Below are 15,108 nucleotides of genomic sequence, written 5' to 3' on the forward strand. Positions count from 1 at the left end.
TGTTTGTGTTTTTCACAAACATTAGCTTAATTTATCCTCATCATCATGATCATGGATATATTGTTCATCATTTTCCAAGGTATCAACAAAACGCCCTATCCTTTCCCAGCGAACATTTTTATCTTTATCCCAAGAGAAATATACAAACCAAGGTTTACCTACTATCAACCTATAAGGAACAGAACCCCAAAAACGACTATCATAAGAATAATCACGATTATCACCCATCATGAAATACTCATTTTCAGGTACATCAAAAACATAAGCATTTCCGCCGCTAAAACCTATATGATTTCCAAGTTCTTTAATATAAGTTGGAGACATAGCAAAATCACCTATGCTAAGAAAGCGTAAAATATCACTTTCTATATCTTTTTTTGGATCATAATGAATACCTTTTTGTTTATAAGGTTCTTTTACATAAATTTGCCCTCCAAGAGTAACAAGATCATTTGGATAATGTTCTTTCATAAAATCATCACCCTCATGCATTCTTACATAAAGTGTTTTATTTGCATAAACTATCCTATCTCCTCCTGTACCTACACAACGTTTTACAAAGTGTTCTTTTTCATTTCTAGGATTTCTAAAAACAACTATATCTCCTCTTTGTGGCCCTTGTGCTTTTATTAAATGTCCATCTTTATTAAAATCCGGCAAAACAGGAATTTCCAACCAAGGAATATGAGGAGTTGGGATGCCATAGCTAAATTTTTTAACAAATAAAAAATCCCCCACTAATAAGGTGTTTTTCATAGAACCAGAAGGAATAACAAAAGCTTGTATAAAGAAAAAAATCACCAAAAGAACAATAACTACAGTTCCAGTCCAAGACTGCGAAAATTTATATAATTTCTTTAAAATTTCCATAGATTTTTCCTAATTAAGTCTATTTTTAGCAGATTTAACTGTGTTTTCTAAAAGCATAGCTATAGTCATAGGACCTACTCCACCTGGAACAGGAGTTATATAGCTAGATTTTTTAGATACCTCTTCAAAATCCACATCTCCGACTATCTTTCCACTTTCAAGACGATTGATTCCAACATCAACAACAATCACTCCTTCTTTTACCATATCCGATCGAAGTAAATTCACATAACCTGCTGCCACTATAATCAAATCAGCTTGCCTAGTATAAAGGCTTAAATCTTTGGTTTTGATATGACAAACGCTTACCGTAGCTCCAGCATTTAAAAGCATAGTAGTCATAGGACGACCTACTATATTTGAAGCACCTATAATAACAGCGTCTTTTCCTTCTACATCAATTTCATAAGCCTTTAAAAGCTTCATAACTCCAAGTGGAGTACAAGGCAAAAACCCACTTTCTAAGCCCAAATTTAAATATCCTACATTAATAGGATGAAAGCCATCAACATCTTTACTGCTTATAATGCTTTCAAGTATTAAGTCTTTACAAATATGATCAGGCAAAGGAAGTTGAACCAAAATTCCATGAACACTATCATCGTGATTTAAGGTATTAATCAATGCTAAAAGTTCATTTTGCGTAGTATTTTTATTAAGATGATAAACTAAAGATTTAATTCCACATTCTTCACAGGCTTTAGCCTTAGATTTTACATAAGATTGACTTGCAGCATTATCTCCAACTAAAATAACAGCCAAACAACTTTCAATCCCTTTGCTTTTCAAAAATTGATTTTTTTCTTTTAATTCTTCTTTGATTTTTATACTTAAAGCTTTACCATCAAGCAAAGTCATTATTTTCCTTCTATAAATTTAATCACTTTTTTAAAGTAAAAATTGTATCATATTAAAACTTCATTAACAAGGTGAAATTTTGAAAATTGTTTTAATGTTTTTTTTATTTAGCATCAGTCTTTTTGGTGCTGATTTTATCACCCTTAAAGAATATTCTAAAATGCTTTATGAAAATCCAAGAGGCATTAGTTGTAAAGAATGTCATGGAGTAGATGGAAGCGAACAAATTTTAGGATATTATATGAAAAATGGCATTAAAATAGCTTATAAAGTTCCAAGTATACAAAATCTTAGTTTTGAGAATTTTAAAAATTCTCTTAATCAGAGTAAAAACGCAAAATCAATCATGCCAAATTACTCTTTAACAAATGATGAAATTGTAACTTTATATAATTACATCAAGCAATTTAGCAAGGAAGAAAAATGACAAACAAAAAAGCTTTTAAAGAAGCGTGTAAATTCATCGCAGGTGGTGTAAATTCTCCAGTTCGTGCTTTTGCAAATGTTCAAAGTGAGCCAAAATTTATTTCCCATGGAAAAGGTGCTTATATTTTCGATATAGATGGAAATTCTTATATAGATTATGTTCAAAGCTGGGGGCCTTTACTTTTTGGACATTGCGATAAAGATATACAAAAAGCCTGCCAAAAAGCACTTCACAAAGGTTCAAGTTTTGGAGCTCCAACTTTATTAGAAACTGAACTTGCCAAGCTTGTTTTATCTGATTTTTCTCATTTAGAAAAAATCCGCTTTGTAAGTAGTGGAACAGAAGCAACCATGAGTGCTATTCGTCTTGCCCGTGGCTTTACTAAAAAAGATAAAATTTTAAAATTTGAAGGATGTTATCACGGGCATTCTGATTCATTATTAGTGAGTGCAGGAAGTGGTGCTGCTACTTTTAATTCTCCTAGTTCTTTGGGTGTTTTAGAAGATGTAGCCAAACACACTTTAGTAGCAAAATATAATGATATAAACAGCGTTAAAGAGCTTTTTGAAAAAAACAAAGATATTGCATGTGTTATCATTGAGCCTATTGCTGGAAATATGGGGTTAGTTCCAGCTAAACAAGATTTTTTAGAAGAACTTGCTAAGATTTGTAAAAACAATCAAACTCTGCTAATTTTTGATGAAGTAATGAGTGGATATAGAGCATCTTACCTTGGTTCTTATGGAATCAATTATATTCAAGCGGATATAATTACTTTTGGTAAGGTAATAGGAGGTGGTCTACCTGCAGCAGCATTTGCTTCTAGAGCCGAAATTATGGATATTTTAAGTCCTTTGGGTGGAGTTTATCAAGCAGGAACTTTAAGCGGCAATCCTTTGGCAATGGCTGCAGGTATAGCAAGTCTTACAAAAGCTAAGAAAAAAACTGATCTTTATGAAAAACTTGGAAAATTAGCAAAAAAACTTACCCAAGGAATGAAAAAATTAGCGGATGAAAAAGGACTTCCACTACAAGTTTGTCATGTAGGTTCTATGTTTGGATACTTTTTTACTAAAGATCCTGTATCAAACTACCAAGATGCATTAAAATCTGATCTAGCATTATTTTCAAAATTTCACAAAAATATGCTTGAGAATGGAATTTATTTAGCACCTTCTCAATTTGAAACAGGTTTTATTTGTTCAAAAATGACTAATAAAACTATAGATATAACATTAGAAGCTGTTAGGGAAAGCTTTAAAAGAATATGAGCAACATTTTAAAAGAAGAAAAAAATCACTTAGAAATTTCCAACAGCAAAAAACAAAAAATCATTCGCAAAACTCTTGAAGCTGCAGATGGTTTAAGTCTTGGCATCTCTATTGTTGTTGCTGTATTTATAGGTGTGGGAATAGGATATTTGCTTAAAAAATTTACTCCTTATCCTTGGCTTTTTTGGCTTGGAGTTTTTTGGGGGATCAGTGCTGCTATACTTAATGTTTACAAAGCTTATAAAGTTCAAGTAAAAAGCTATGAAGAATTTAAAGAAAGAGATGAGTTGATCAAAGAAAAAATTCAAAAAGAAAAGAACAAATAATGGAACATAAAAAAGCTCTATTTTATATTTTTGCCATTATTCATTTATTTTTTTGGATCATATTTTCATCGTTAAATCATTTTAAATTAGATACATTTTTAAGCTATGAAATAGCTTTTTTTAGTGTTTTATTGATTATTTTTGCTTCTTATTTAAATTATAAAAAAGTCATTATAAAAAAATCAAAAAATTATGAAAAAGATTTTAATTTCACTTCATCGCTTTTTATCAAAAAAAAACAAAATTTATCAAAAATTATTCATTTTAAAGTTCTAAAAGACGATTTAAAGCCAAATATTAAAGAGAAAATTCATTTTTTTGCTATGTTTTTTACTCTCTTTAAATTGATGGCTTATGTGATATTGGTTGCTGGATTTTTATTTTTACATCGCCAAGATAAATTAGATATCTTTGCTTATATTTGTGGAATTTCATCCTTGCTAGTTTGTGTGTTTATTTTTATTTTATATATAAAAAAGTATGAGTCCAAAAAAAATTATTAAATCAATGACAGCACTTTTTGCTGGTATGGCATTTTTATTTGCAGGCAATGCCTTGATAGTAAGCTCTATAGGCGTTATATTAAAAGAAAACGAAGAAAGTTCTTTGGCTGTTGGAGTGGTAAGTTCTTGTTTTTTTGTAGGTGCTCTTGTTGGAACCATCAGTGCTCATAAAATTATTTCTCGTATAGGTCATATACGCTCTTTTGGGTTATTTGGGGCTATTTTTGGAATTTCAGCTATGCTTCATACAGTAAGCGAAAATCTTATTTTTTGGGCTGTTTTAAGATTTTTCATAGGAATTTGCTACTATGGTCTTTTAATGGTCATAGAATCATGGCTTAATGAAAAAAGCAAAAATGCCATTCGATCTAGAATTTTAGGTTTTTATGAAATTGTTTTTTATCTTGCATTTGGTATTGGAGTTTTAATCATAGCGTTAAATTTAAGCAAACATAGTGTATTTATTCTCAGTGCAACTTTAATTTTACTTTCATCTTTACCTTTAAATTTGATTAAAATCAAAGAACCTGTTTTGCCTGCATCAAGTCCTATTTCTATACCTAAAATTTTTGATATAGCTCCTTTGGCTATCGTCACAAGCTTTATAGCCGGAATGCTTATAAATGGCTTTTTTTCTATGGCATCTTTATTTATGCTTTTGCAAGGTTTTGACACAAAAGCAGTTTCTTATTTTATATTTTGTGGGGTTTTAGGTGGTTTTATTGCACAAACCATCATAGGAACTATTTCAGATAAACTTGGTCGAAAATTTGCCATTATCACTTGTGCAAGCATAGGATTTATCACTATGCTTATATTTATCTTTTTTAAACTTCACTTGTATATGCAATATTTTTTAGGAATTACTCTTGGTGTAGGAATATTTTGTTTATATGCTTTAGCACTTGCTAGAGCAAATGATGTTTTAGTAAGCAAAAATAAAGGCGTAGAGTTAGGTCGTGGGGTTCTTTTTTGCTATTCTTTGGGATCTTTGTTTGGCCCTTTAATTTTAGGTTTTTTAATGCAATACTTTGAAATCAAAGGTTTTATATGGTTTTATATGGTTTCTTTAGCATTTTTAATTCTTTTTGCCATCAATAAACCAAATATCTTAAATAAAAATTTTAAGAAAAAATCTGGAAATACGGTGATATTTGATGATTAATACTCAACTAGCAAGTCAAATTGCCAATACGCAAAAAAATGATTTAAAAGTAGATAACTCTACTTCAAAAGATAAAACAAATTTAAAGGACAATCCAAAAGAAGCACTTGCACAAGCCTTAAAGCAAAATTTAGGTTTAAGCAAGGACGCTAGTAGTGAAGAAATACTAGCAAAATTTGTTCAAAATGAAACAGGCAGCAAATTAAAAGAACTTGTTAATAAACTTTTAGATCAAATCAATGCTCAAAAAAATCCCGATTCCCCTGTGCTTAAACAAGGAAAAAATTTAAATTTAGCTCCTAATTTTGCTAATGAATTAAAAACTTTAAGTACAGAACTTGCAAAAAGCGATACTTTTACACAAGTTTTAGACAGATTAAATCAAATTTTAAAACCTGCCAGCGAAATAAAAAACAATAACTTAGCTCCTTTGTTTAAGAATTCGGGCATATTTTTAGAAGCTAAATTAAAAGATGCTCTAAATGAAGAATTACTACCCAAAAGTTTTCACTCTCTTTTAAGTACAATCAAAGGTCTTAGTAGCGAAAAACTAAGCGTTCAGATAGCTCAACTTGCAAATACAAATTTAAGCCCAAAAGACACTTTAAAAGAATTAAAAAATATTATTAATTCTAGCAAAAATGAAAATAAGCAAATTTTAAATCAAAGTTCTTTTAAAGCACTTTTAAATTTAAGTTCTAAATTGGAAAATTTTAAAAATTATATAAGTAAAAATCCCAGTCATGCTCAAGAAAAAATCACTCCTATAGCTAATAAAATTTTAAAAGAATTAAATTCCATCAAAAATGATTTTTTCAAAGCTCTTAATAAGCCAGAAAATTTAATGATAAAAGATCTAAACATCCTTAAGCAAACTGCTACCGCCTTTGAAAAACTTGAAAATACTTTAAAAAATATACTAGGCAATCAAGCTTCTAAAATACAAGATAAAGAAAATATTTTAGAAAATCTTTTAAGTAACAAAGAAAATATCAAAGAAGAAAAACATATAAAAGCATCAAAAGAAGAAACTCTCACAGATGATGCTAAAACCGATATTAAGCAAGATTTAAAAAACGAAGAAAATTCACATGCAAAAGAAAGTGATATAAAAGAAGATGAAAATTTAGATTCTGATATAAAAACTCACGAAGAAGATACCCAAGATACAAAAAATGATATTCAAAATAATGAAACAGAAAATAAGCCAGACAATGATATAAAAAATTCCACTCCAAATCAAGAAAAAATTAAAGATGAAAAACAAGAAAATATCAAAGAAAATCCAAAATTTTATGAAACAAAAACAGAAAACAAAACTTCAATCAATACAAATGCCAACACTTCAAATCCTAACACAAATAACACACAAAATTTAAATAATTCTCAAAATATTCAACCTAACAATAACCAAACTATGCAAAATATTTTTAAAAATCAGGAATTTATAAAACAAAATATTGTAAAAAATTTGGCATTTAATGTAGAAAATTTAGATCTAGAACAAGTGCAAGATTTAAGTAAAAATTTAAGCAATCTTTCTCGCAGACTTAATGAAAGCTTAAAAGAGCTTGAACCCTATACTCAAAATGCCAAGCTTAATCAAGCAGAACTTAAAAATCTCGAACACAAACTCAATCTTTCTACTAAAGATCTAGCGCAAATTAAACCAAAAACAGAACAAGATATAGCTGAATCTTTACATCATGATGTAAAATCAACACTTTTGCAAATTTCAAATTTAGCTAAAAATGAAGGCAATGAAGCTGTATATAATCAAGCTAATCGTCTTTTGGCGCAAATTGAAATCAATCAACTCATGTCTTTAGCTAATGATTCTATCAATACTTATCTGCCTTTTTCTTGGGATGATTTAAATGATTCTAAAATTATGTTTAGACGCGGAAAAAAGGATAAATTTTTTGCTCAGATTAAACTCGAATTTGCAAAACTTGGGGATTTGGAAATTCTTATTTCTTTAAACAATGAAAAATATATAGATATCAATATTATGGCAGAAAATATCGAATTTAGAAAAACCATCTATGAAAATGCCCATGAACTTAAAAGAAATATTAATAAAGTAGGACTTTTAAGTGCAAATTTCTTTGTAGGTGATATCATAAGAAGTAAATTTGATACTAGAAATATGAAAAATTTAGATCTTGAAATGGGTATGGATAAAAAAGTATGAGCAAAATCAAAAGATCGATTAAAAAAGCTGTAGCTCTAGGCTATCAAAAAGAAAAAAACTCCGCCCCAAAAGTGCTTGCAAGTGGCAAAGGCGAAAGTGCTGCTAAAATTATTTCTTTAGCCAAAGAACACGGAGTTCCCATTAAAGAAGATGAAGATTTAATAGAAATTTTAAGCAAGCTTGACTTAGGCGATGAAATTCCGCCCAATATGTATAAAGCTGTAGCTGAAGTTTTTGCCTTTATCTATCAAATGGCAAATAAAACTCCTAAAAACTAATCCGCTATTTTTTCTCCAAATTTAACACCCTGTCCTACTTTTAAATTAAAATTTAAAAGTCCTTTTTGAGAGATTAAAACTATAGTAGAACCTAGCTCAAAATTTCCCAATTCTTCACCTTTTTTAAAATTTAAATTTTCATATTTTCTAGTAAAATTATGAGAAATTTTAGCATTGGTTTGTATACTTGCATCAAAATTAAAGCACATTTTTCCTACATTTTGTGCTCCTACAAAAACAAGCCAAAAAATACCTTTTGTATTTTGACATTTTAAACTTACTCTTTCATTTTTTATATATAAATTACTAATGCGTTCTAAATGTTTTTCATTTACGCTATAAAGTGATCCACTTGTATAAGTCGCACTTAAAATTTGCATATCACAAGGGCTGTGGTAGCGATGATAATCTTTTGGAGAAAGATAGATATTAACATAATCAAGCCCATTTTTAAGTTCATTTTCTTCAAAGTTATCTTTTAAAAGCTCTTCAACGCTATAAGTGTGACCTTTTATAGAAAAAGCAAAATGTTCTTCATTTGCTAAAAAAGTGTTTCCACATTCTAAAATTTTACCATCACTTGGGCTGATAAAACCTTCCTCGAGTTTTCTTGAAATTTGCAAAGTTCTTGTAAAAAGATCATTTAAACTCTCGTATTCACAAGGAGTTTTAAATTCACTCATATCGATATTAAAATACTTAACATAATTTTCATTGATGACTTTTTGTATCATTTTAGGAAATTTAATCCCCGCTATAAAACCAAAAAGTCTCGAACTTTCTTTTGAAAAACTCATTTTTTCCCTTTTAAATTTAAAATCACTATTTCACTCGGAGCAAAAACTCTAAGACTTGGCCCCCAAAATCCTGCTCCGCTACTCACATAAAGCTTAGTTTTTTCTCCTAAATCATAAAGCCCATGAACAAAAACTTGCTGAAGTTTAACTAAAAACATAAAAGGGAAAATTTGCCCAGCATGTGTGTGTCCACTTAAAATAAGATCAAAATCACTTAAATCATAAAGTAAAGTTGTTTTGGGTTGATGTGTGAGTAAAATACTAGGTTTGCTTGTATTTAAATCCACTTTTATTCTTGCTAAATCAGGAGCATATAAACCCTTATTAAGTCCGGCTAAATCTCCAAGTCCAGCAATATTTATAAAACCTAAATCTAAATTTTGATTGACTAAAATTTTCATATTAGTATGTTTTCTAAGCAAATCCAAAACTTCATTAATACCATGATAATACTCATGATTTCCCAAAGCATAAAAAGTTCCGTAAGTGGAGTTAAAATCATTAAGTTTTGAGATATAATTTTTTAAATCTTTAGGATTAGTATCAATCAGATCTCCTACTATTACAACCATATCAGGACTTTGCAAATTCACTTTAGTGATGAGCTTGTCTAAAAAATTTTCATGCAAATTTTTACCTAAATGTATATCGGTTAACATAGCAATTTTTAAATCTTGTTTAAGGTTTGGTATTTCAATATCAACACTCTTTACTTCAGGTGTTTTTAGAGCATTATTTATACTTGCATAAATTAAAAATACACTTAAAATTATAAGAGAAAACTCAAAAATCAAACGCAAAACAAGATTATATTTTTTATCTCTTTTGCCCATAAAAACTAAAATCAATTTAATAAAATCCCAAGCTAAAGTTATAAAAAATAAACAATAAGTCGGCGCATAAAGTATGGCTAAAATTTCATACCAAGTATCACTTAAATATTCATCTCTACGAAATATTAAAAACACGGCTTGGGCTAAAAAAAGCACAATAAAAATAAAGGTAAAAATTTTATAAAAATACTTAAAAAGAGTAATTTTCTTGATTAATCTTTTATAAATATAAACATTTGCTAAGCCAAAAATCAATAATATAATGAAAGAAAAAATTAAAAACATCATAAAAGAATTATAACTTAGTAAATTAAATATCCATATAAATTTTTCTGTTATAATAATTTTTTAAATAAATTTAAAAAGGCTATAAAATGTATCGTTTTGCACCTTCTCCCACAGGTGATATGCACATAGGAAATTTACGTGTAGCAATTTTTAACTATATCTGTGCAAGACAAGAAAATATGGATTTTATCTTACGTATCGAAGATACTGATAAGGCTAGAAATATAGCAGGAAAAGAAGAAGAAATCAAAGAAATTTTAAATCTTTTTGGTATTTCATGGCAGCATTACTATATACAAAGTGAAAATTTAAAATTTCATCGCCAAATGGCTTTAAAACTTGTAAGCGAAAAAAAAGCTTTTGCTTGTTTTTGTACTGAAGAAGAACTTGAAGCAAAAAAAGAGCTAGCTAAAAAACAAGGCAAAGCTTATCGCTACGATGGCACTTGTGAAAAACTAGCCGATATTGATGTTTTAGAATGCAAAAAACCCTTTGTTATCCGCCTTAAAAAACCTACTCATACTATGAAATTTACCGATTTTATTAAAGGCGAATTAAGTTTTGAGCCTGAAAATATAGACTCTTTTGTCATCATGAGAACAGATAAAACTCCAACTTATAATTTTGCTTGTGCAGTTGATGATATGCTTGAAAATGTCACTTGTATTATACGTGGCGAAGATCATGTTTCAAACACTCCAAAACAAGAACATATCCGATCAAGTTTAGCTTATAATAAAGCTATGACTTATGCGCACTTGCCTATCATTTTAAACGAAGAAGGCGTTAAAATGAGCAAAAGAGAAGCTCATTCTTCTGTAAAATGGCTACTTGAAAGTGGAATTTTACCTAGCGCAATCGCAAATTATCTTATCATACTAGGCAATAAAACCCCTTGTGAAATTTTTACCTTAGAAGAGGCTATAAAATGGTTTGACATTTCTAAAGTTTCAAAAGCTCCCGCAAGATTTGATCTTAAAAAACTTTTACAAATCAATCGCGAACATATCAAGATGATAAAAGATGATGAGCTTAATACAATTTTAGATTTAAACAAAGATCTTGCACAACTTGCTAAATTTTACACTCAAGAAGCAAGCACCATAAAAGAACTTAAAGAAAAAATGCAAGCTATTTTTAACACAAAAGACTTTGGAGAGTTTGAAACAGAATGCAAGATTTTAAAAGAACTCTTAAAAGATATTGAACTTTTTGAAAATTATGAAGATTTTAAAAATGAACTTTTAAACAAAAGCAACTTAAAAGGTAAAAAATTTTTCATGCCTTTAAGGATAGTTTTAACAGGAAATACCCACGGACCTGAGCTTAGTGATCTTTATCCTTATATTAAAAATTTTATTCACGAATTAGCAAGGATTTAACAATGGTTATAGACTCTTTTATTATTTCTATTTTTCAAATACTTCAAATTATTATTAATATTTACACTTGGATTATTATCATCACAGCACTTTTAAGTTGGGTAAATCCTGATCCTTATAATCCTATAGTGCAAATTTTATATAAATTAAGCTACCCTGCTTATGCTTTAGTTAGAAAAATTCCAACACGTATAGGCAGCATTGATCTTGCACCTTTAATTATAGTTTTAGCTCTACAGTTTCTTGATGTTTTTCTTGGGAATATCTTAAGGAGTATATTGTGACAAAAAAAATACTCGTTTTTTTATTTATTTTTTCAAGTTTAAATGCTACGCAATATAGTATAGAAAAACTCAAAAAGGAAGAAAATTCACTTGCTAAGGATTATTATATTTATAGGCTTTTAGAAAAAAATAAAATCAGTAAAAAAGATGCGCAGGATTTAAATTCTCATATTTTTCGCTATATAGGAAAAATTAAATCCGAACTTGAAAAAATCATCCCTTTAAAGCCTTATATCAACCCAAAATATGCTAAATGCTATACTTATACAGCAAATACTATCTTAGATGCAAATTTAACATGTCAAAGCGTTCGATTAAATTCATTGGTTTTTATAGCAAGTTTAAATCCTAAAGATAGGATAACTTTGGCTCAAATCTTTACAAATCAAAGACCTGATTTAACAAATTTATTGCTAGCTTTTAATACTTCTGATCCTATGAACTATATAGTACAAAAAGAAGATATTAATAGTTTTTTTAAACTTTATAACTATTCCAAAAAATACGATTTAGATTTGAACGCAAGCTTGGTCAATAAGTTACCAAATCATATTGGTTTTAAAAATTTCGCACAAAATATTATTATTAAAAAAGAAAATCCAAAATTTAGACATTCTATGCTAGAAATAAATCCTGAAAATGTAAGTGAAGATTCTGCTTTTTATCTAGGAGTTAATGCTTTAACTTATGATCAAACAGAACTTGCTTATGACTTTTTTAAAAAGGCGGCTCAAAGTTTTAAATCGCAAAACAATAAAGACAATGCTATATTTTGGATGTGGTTGATTAAAAACAATGAAGAAGATTTAAAAACTTTATCTCAAAGTTCTTCTTTAAATATTTATAGTCTTTACGCAAAAGAACTTACTAACACACCTTTTCCAAAAATAGAAAGCCTTAATCCAAGCAAGAAAAAAAATAATTTTAATATGCAAGATCCTTTTGCTTGGCAAAAAATAAACAAACAAATTCGCGATGCTAACGCAAGTCAACTAGATATCTTAGCAAAAGAATTTGACACACAAGAAACCTTGCCTATTTATGCTTACATATTAGAACGCAAAAATAATTTTAAAAAACATTATTTTATAATGCCTTATTATGAAAATATAAAAGACTATAACAAAACAAGACAAGCTTTAATTTTGGCTATTGCCAGACAAGAAAGTCGTTTTATTCCAACTGCTATTTCAGTTTCTTATGCTTTAGGCATGATGCAATTTATGCCATTTTTGGCCAATCACATAGGCGAAAAAGAATTAAAAATTCCAAATTTCGATCAAGATTTTATGTTTAAACCCGAAATTGCGTATTATTTTGGAAACCATCATCTAAATTACCTTGAATCACGTTTAAAATCTCCACTTTTTGTCGCTTATGCTTATAATGGTGGTATAGGCTTTACTAACCGTATGCTTGCAAGAAATGATATGTTTAAGACAGGCAAATTCGAACCTTTCTTGTCTATGGAGTTAGTTCCTTATCAAGAAAGCCGAATTTACGGAAAAAAAGTTCTAGCTAATTATATTGTGTATCGACATCTTCTGAACGATAGTATAAAGATTTCGGATATTTTTGAAAATTTAATTCAAAACAAGGCAAATGATCTAAACAAATCTTAGCTATAAGCCTAGTCTCTTCCTTGACGCTAGGAAGAGATACTTTAAAATAATCAGTATAGTTGTTTTGTATTATATATTTTAAATACTCATCATCCAATTTTTCAATATTGGCTTTTTTATTGTTGATAAAAACTTCTAAATTTTGGATTTTTAATGTATTTGGAGTAAAAGACAAAGCCAATATATCATCTTTACTTGTCTTGTCTAGAATTGGGTTTAAATAAGACATGGTTATAATGGCATTAATCTTATCTTGTGTGACTTTATATTTTTGAGTAAACATTAAAGTTTGAGATTTTAAATTTGTATCCACAATCGCCTGATCTTTTAAAGAACAAGCTCCAAGCAAAAAAGCACCTAAAATTACACTATAAATTTTCATTCTTTTTCCATATTTTTTAGTATTATTGTAGCCTTTTAACCCTATTTTTTGGTTTAAAAAGATATAATTTTATAAAAAAATTAAGAGTATATTTTATGAAACAACTTATTATAGCTTTTAGCGGGCCTTCAAATTCAGGAAAAACGACACTCATCACCAAAATAGCTGATAATTTTTTGCAACAAAATTTAAAAGTTTTAATCATCAAACACGATCCTGCCGATAAAGCTCAATTTGATTTTAACGGCAAAGATAGTTTTAAATTTTTTCAAAGTGGAGCTGAAGTCATGGTTTTAAGCCCTACAAGAACAACTTTTTTTTCTCATGAAAATAGAGATATTTTAAAAGCTTTAAAATTAAGCCCTGATTTTGACATTTGTTTAGTTGAAGGATTAAAAACTCTTGATTTACCACGCATTAGCGTATTTTGCAAAGAAATTGATGAAAGTTATTTTACTTTTTCAAACGCCATTGCAAGCTATGAAAAAATTTCCCACCCTTATCTTACTTGGCTTGATTTAAACGATATACAAGCTATTTGTCGATATATACTTAAAAATGCTAAAAATTTACAAGGAGAATTATAAAATGCAAGAAGTGATTTCTTATATACAAAAAGCGGTTTTAGAAATTTCTAACGCTTTAAAATTTCCCGATACAAGCTACAGTCAAAATCAAAATTTTACAGGAGATACTCAACTCAAATTTGATGTTTTAAGCGATGAAATCATTACAAAAACCCTAAGTCAATGTTCAAGCATTAAAGCCATCATAAGTGAAGAAAAAGACGAAATTTTAACGCTTAATGAAAAAGCAAATTTTATCGTAGCTTATGATCCTTTAGACGGTTCTAGCTTAATGGATGTTAATTTTGCCATAGGTTCTATTTTTGCTATCTATGAAGAAAAAGCAAGTGCTAAAAATTTAAGAGTCGCACTTTATAGTATGTATGGAGCGCGCTTAGAACTTGTGATTTGCAAAGATCAACCAAAACTTTATCGCTTAAATGCAAATAATGAATTCATTTTTATAAAAGATCTTAAAATGAATGAAAAAGGTAAAATTAATGCTACAGGCGGAACGCAAAAATTTTGGGAAGAAAAACACGCTAAATTTATTAAAAGTCTTTTTGATGAAGGATATCGCTTAAGATATTCTGGAGCTATGGTAAGCGATATCAATCAAATTTTATTAAAAGGTGGTGGAATTTTTAGTTATCCTGCAACACAAGATGCACCTGATGGCAAACTTCGTGCCTTGTTTGAAGTCTTTCCTCTAGCCTTTATCATAGAAAAAGCAGGTGGAAAAACTACAAATGGAAAAAACCCTTCCTTGCTTGAACTTGAATTTGATAAAATCCATGCAACAACTCCTTGTTTTTTTGGCTCAGAATATGAAATTTCAAAACTTTTAAAGGCTTACAATGAGTGAGATTAGAGATGAATTTGAACGTGATATGGATAAAAAAAAAGAAATTTTACTTTCATGTCAAAACTCAAAAAATCTAAGCTCTTGTTATAATTGCAATGAAATTTTTAACTGCCAAACTAGAAAAAATTATGTTGATGCAGTCTATAACAGTATGTCTAAGGGTAAAACCGAAGGCGGATTTGACTTTTAAAGGAAAA

General features: G+C 28.9%; 18 protein-coding genes. 13 read left to right on the forward strand and 5 right to left on the reverse strand.

Going from position 1 to position 15,108, the window contains the following annotated elements:
- Positions 1 to 21: 21 nt before the first annotated feature.
- Both lepB and folD read right to left on the reverse strand, forming a co-directional pair.
- A complete protein-coding gene (gene lepB, locus ACOTU8_RS02390) occupies positions 22 to 870 on the reverse strand; it encodes a signal peptidase I (protein ID WP_192802456.1) in 849 nt (282 codons plus the stop codon).
- Between the two features lie 9 nt (positions 871 to 879).
- The gene (gene folD, locus ACOTU8_RS02395) at positions 880 to 1,728 is read right to left on the reverse strand and encodes a bifunctional methylenetetrahydrofolate dehydrogenase/methenyltetrahydrofolate cyclohydrolase FolD (protein ID WP_422341625.1); all 849 of its coding nucleotides are present in this window, start codon (positions 1,726 to 1,728) and stop codon (positions 880 to 882) included.
- Between the two features lie 79 nt (positions 1,729 to 1,807).
- Here folD and ACOTU8_RS02400 point away from each other — a divergent pair, with 79 nt between their 5' ends.
- Genes ACOTU8_RS02400 through ACOTU8_RS02430 form a run of 7 tightly spaced genes read left to right on the forward strand, consistent with a single transcriptional unit; the run spans position 1,808 to position 7,892 of the window.
- Positions 1,808 to 2,155 carry a c-type cytochrome gene (locus ACOTU8_RS02400; RefSeq protein WP_422341626.1) on the forward strand — a complete coding sequence of 116 codons (348 nt, stop codon included), beginning with the start codon at positions 1,808 to 1,810 and terminating at the stop codon, positions 2,153 to 2,155.
- Positions 2,152 to 3,426, forward strand: coding sequence for a glutamate-1-semialdehyde 2,1-aminomutase (gene hemL, locus ACOTU8_RS02405; RefSeq protein WP_422341627.1), 1,275 nt, complete (start codon positions 2,152 to 2,154; stop codon positions 3,424 to 3,426). Before ACOTU8_RS02400 ends, hemL begins: the two co-directional genes overlap by 4 nt.
- A complete protein-coding gene (locus ACOTU8_RS02410; protein ID WP_422341628.1) occupies positions 3,423 to 3,752 on the forward strand; it encodes an AtpZ/AtpI family protein in 330 nt (109 codons plus the stop codon). The genes hemL and ACOTU8_RS02410 overlap by 4 nt, the downstream gene beginning before the upstream one ends.
- The gene (locus ACOTU8_RS02415; protein ID WP_422341629.1) at positions 3,752 to 4,255 is read left to right on the forward strand and encodes a hypothetical protein; all 504 of its coding nucleotides are present in this window, start codon (positions 3,752 to 3,754) and stop codon (positions 4,253 to 4,255) included. Before ACOTU8_RS02410 ends, ACOTU8_RS02415 begins: the two co-directional genes overlap by 1 nt.
- Entirely contained in the window at positions 4,233 to 5,420 is a 1,188-nt protein-coding gene (locus ACOTU8_RS02420) for an MFS transporter (RefSeq protein WP_422341630.1), read from the forward strand. Before ACOTU8_RS02415 ends, ACOTU8_RS02420 begins: the two co-directional genes overlap by 23 nt.
- Positions 5,413 to 7,614, forward strand: coding sequence for a flagellar hook-length control protein FliK (locus ACOTU8_RS02425; protein WP_422341631.1), 2,202 nt, complete (start codon positions 5,413 to 5,415; stop codon positions 7,612 to 7,614). Before ACOTU8_RS02420 ends, ACOTU8_RS02425 begins: the two co-directional genes overlap by 8 nt.
- Entirely contained in the window at positions 7,611 to 7,892 is a 282-nt protein-coding gene (locus ACOTU8_RS02430; protein ID WP_002852641.1) for a FlhB-like flagellar biosynthesis protein, read from the forward strand. The genes ACOTU8_RS02425 and ACOTU8_RS02430 overlap by 4 nt, the downstream gene beginning before the upstream one ends.
- On the opposite strand, the gene psd is transcribed toward ACOTU8_RS02430, so the two are convergent.
- Both psd and ACOTU8_RS02440 read right to left on the reverse strand, forming a co-directional pair.
- Positions 7,889 to 8,689 carry a phosphatidylserine decarboxylase gene (gene psd / locus ACOTU8_RS02435; protein ID WP_422341632.1) on the reverse strand — a complete coding sequence of 267 codons (801 nt, stop codon included), beginning with the start codon at positions 8,687 to 8,689 and terminating at the stop codon, positions 7,889 to 7,891. The genes ACOTU8_RS02430 and psd overlap by 4 nt on opposite strands.
- The gene (locus ACOTU8_RS02440) at positions 8,686 to 9,810 is read right to left on the reverse strand and encodes a metallophosphoesterase (protein WP_422341633.1); all 1,125 of its coding nucleotides are present in this window, start codon (positions 9,808 to 9,810) and stop codon (positions 8,686 to 8,688) included. Before ACOTU8_RS02440 ends, psd begins: the two co-directional genes overlap by 4 nt.
- Before the next feature lie 86 nt (positions 9,811 to 9,896).
- Between ACOTU8_RS02440 and gltX the strand changes: the two genes are divergently transcribed.
- Genes gltX through ACOTU8_RS02455 form a run of 3 tightly spaced genes read left to right on the forward strand, consistent with a single transcriptional unit; the run spans position 9,897 to position 13,098 of the window.
- Positions 9,897 to 11,192 (forward strand): glutamate--tRNA ligase, encoded by a 1,296-nt coding sequence (gene gltX / locus ACOTU8_RS02445; RefSeq protein ID WP_422341634.1) that lies wholly within the window; start codon positions 9,897 to 9,899, stop codon positions 11,190 to 11,192.
- A 2-nt stretch (positions 11,193 to 11,194) separates the two neighbouring features.
- Complete coding sequence (locus ACOTU8_RS02450) at positions 11,195 to 11,476, forward strand: YggT family protein (protein ID WP_422341635.1); 282 nt, start codon at positions 11,195 to 11,197, stop codon at positions 11,474 to 11,476.
- Positions 11,473 to 13,098 carry a lytic transglycosylase domain-containing protein gene (locus ACOTU8_RS02455; RefSeq protein WP_422341636.1) on the forward strand — a complete coding sequence of 542 codons (1,626 nt, stop codon included), beginning with the start codon at positions 11,473 to 11,475 and terminating at the stop codon, positions 13,096 to 13,098. Before ACOTU8_RS02450 ends, ACOTU8_RS02455 begins: the two co-directional genes overlap by 4 nt.
- Here the strand turns inward: ACOTU8_RS02455 and ACOTU8_RS02460 are convergent.
- Complete coding sequence (locus ACOTU8_RS02460; RefSeq protein ID WP_422341637.1) at positions 12,995 to 13,480, reverse strand: hypothetical protein; 486 nt, start codon at positions 13,478 to 13,480, stop codon at positions 12,995 to 12,997. The two genes, ACOTU8_RS02455 and ACOTU8_RS02460, sit on opposite strands and share 104 nt — an antisense overlap.
- A gap of 95 nt (positions 13,481 to 13,575) precedes the next feature.
- Here ACOTU8_RS02460 and mobB point away from each other — a divergent pair, with 95 nt between their 5' ends.
- The 3 genes from mobB to ACOTU8_RS02475 are packed head-to-tail and all read left to right on the forward strand — an operon-like array spanning position 13,576 to position 15,101.
- Positions 13,576 to 14,067, forward strand: a complete 492-nt coding sequence (gene mobB, locus ACOTU8_RS02465) for a molybdopterin-guanine dinucleotide biosynthesis protein B (RefSeq protein WP_053872921.1) — start codon at positions 13,576 to 13,578, stop codon at positions 14,065 to 14,067.
- Between the two features lies 1 nt (position 14,068).
- On the forward strand, positions 14,069 to 14,911 hold the full coding sequence (gene fbp / locus ACOTU8_RS02470) for a class 1 fructose-bisphosphatase (RefSeq protein ID WP_422341638.1): 843 nt from the start codon (positions 14,069 to 14,071) through the stop codon (positions 14,909 to 14,911).
- Positions 14,904 to 15,101 carry a hypothetical protein gene (locus tag ACOTU8_RS02475; RefSeq protein ID WP_422341639.1) on the forward strand — a complete coding sequence of 66 codons (198 nt, stop codon included), beginning with the start codon at positions 14,904 to 14,906 and terminating at the stop codon, positions 15,099 to 15,101. The genes fbp and ACOTU8_RS02475 overlap by 8 nt, the downstream gene beginning before the upstream one ends.
- Positions 15,102 to 15,108: the final 7 nt, after the last annotated feature.

The sequence above is a fragment of the Campylobacter jejuni genome (assembly GCF_049221745.1).
Taxonomy (GTDB): domain Bacteria; phylum Campylobacterota; class Campylobacteria; order Campylobacterales; family Campylobacteraceae; genus Campylobacter_D; species Campylobacter_D jejuni_E.

What these genes read in the sequence shown, in the direction of transcription:
- ACOTU8_RS02420 (WP_422341630.1), top strand. Translation starts at nt 4,233, where the DNA reads ATGAGTCCAAAAAAAATTATTAAATCAATGACAGCACTTTTTGCTGGT.
- ACOTU8_RS02425 (WP_422341631.1), top strand. Translation starts at nt 5,413, where the DNA reads ATGATTAATACTCAACTAGCAAGTCAAATTGCCAATACGCAAAAAAAT.
- ACOTU8_RS02475 (WP_422341639.1), top strand. Translation starts at nt 14,904, where the DNA reads ATGAGTGAGATTAGAGATGAATTTGAACGTGATATGGATAAAAAAAAA.
- mobB (WP_053872921.1), top strand. Translation starts at nt 13,576, where the DNA reads ATGAAACAACTTATTATAGCTTTTAGCGGGCCTTCAAATTCAGGAAAA.
- gltX (WP_422341634.1), top strand. Translation starts at nt 9,897, where the DNA reads ATGTATCGTTTTGCACCTTCTCCCACAGGTGATATGCACATAGGAAAT.
- ACOTU8_RS02440 (WP_422341633.1), bottom strand. Translation starts at nt 9,810, where the DNA reads ATGATGTTTTTAATTTTTTCTTTCATTATATTATTGATTTTTGGCTTA.
- ACOTU8_RS02450 (WP_422341635.1), top strand. Translation starts at nt 11,195, where the DNA reads ATGGTTATAGACTCTTTTATTATTTCTATTTTTCAAATACTTCAAATT.
- ACOTU8_RS02410 (WP_422341628.1), top strand. Translation starts at nt 3,423, where the DNA reads ATGAGCAACATTTTAAAAGAAGAAAAAAATCACTTAGAAATTTCCAAC.
- hemL (WP_422341627.1), top strand. Translation starts at nt 2,152, where the DNA reads ATGACAAACAAAAAAGCTTTTAAAGAAGCGTGTAAATTCATCGCAGGT.
- ACOTU8_RS02415 (WP_422341629.1), top strand. Translation starts at nt 3,752, where the DNA reads ATGGAACATAAAAAAGCTCTATTTTATATTTTTGCCATTATTCATTTA.
- ACOTU8_RS02460 (WP_422341637.1), bottom strand. Translation starts at nt 13,480, where the DNA reads ATGAAAATTTATAGTGTAATTTTAGGTGCTTTTTTGCTTGGAGCTTGT.
- folD (WP_422341625.1), bottom strand. Translation starts at nt 1,728, where the DNA reads ATGACTTTGCTTGATGGTAAAGCTTTAAGTATAAAAATCAAAGAAGAA.
- fbp (WP_422341638.1), top strand. Translation starts at nt 14,069, where the DNA reads ATGCAAGAAGTGATTTCTTATATACAAAAAGCGGTTTTAGAAATTTCT.
- ACOTU8_RS02430 (WP_002852641.1), top strand. Translation starts at nt 7,611, where the DNA reads ATGAGCAAAATCAAAAGATCGATTAAAAAAGCTGTAGCTCTAGGCTAT.
- lepB (WP_192802456.1), bottom strand. Translation starts at nt 870, where the DNA reads ATGGAAATTTTAAAGAAATTATATAAATTTTCGCAGTCTTGGACTGGA.
- psd (WP_422341632.1), bottom strand. Translation starts at nt 8,689, where the DNA reads ATGAGTTTTTCAAAAGAAAGTTCGAGACTTTTTGGTTTTATAGCGGGG.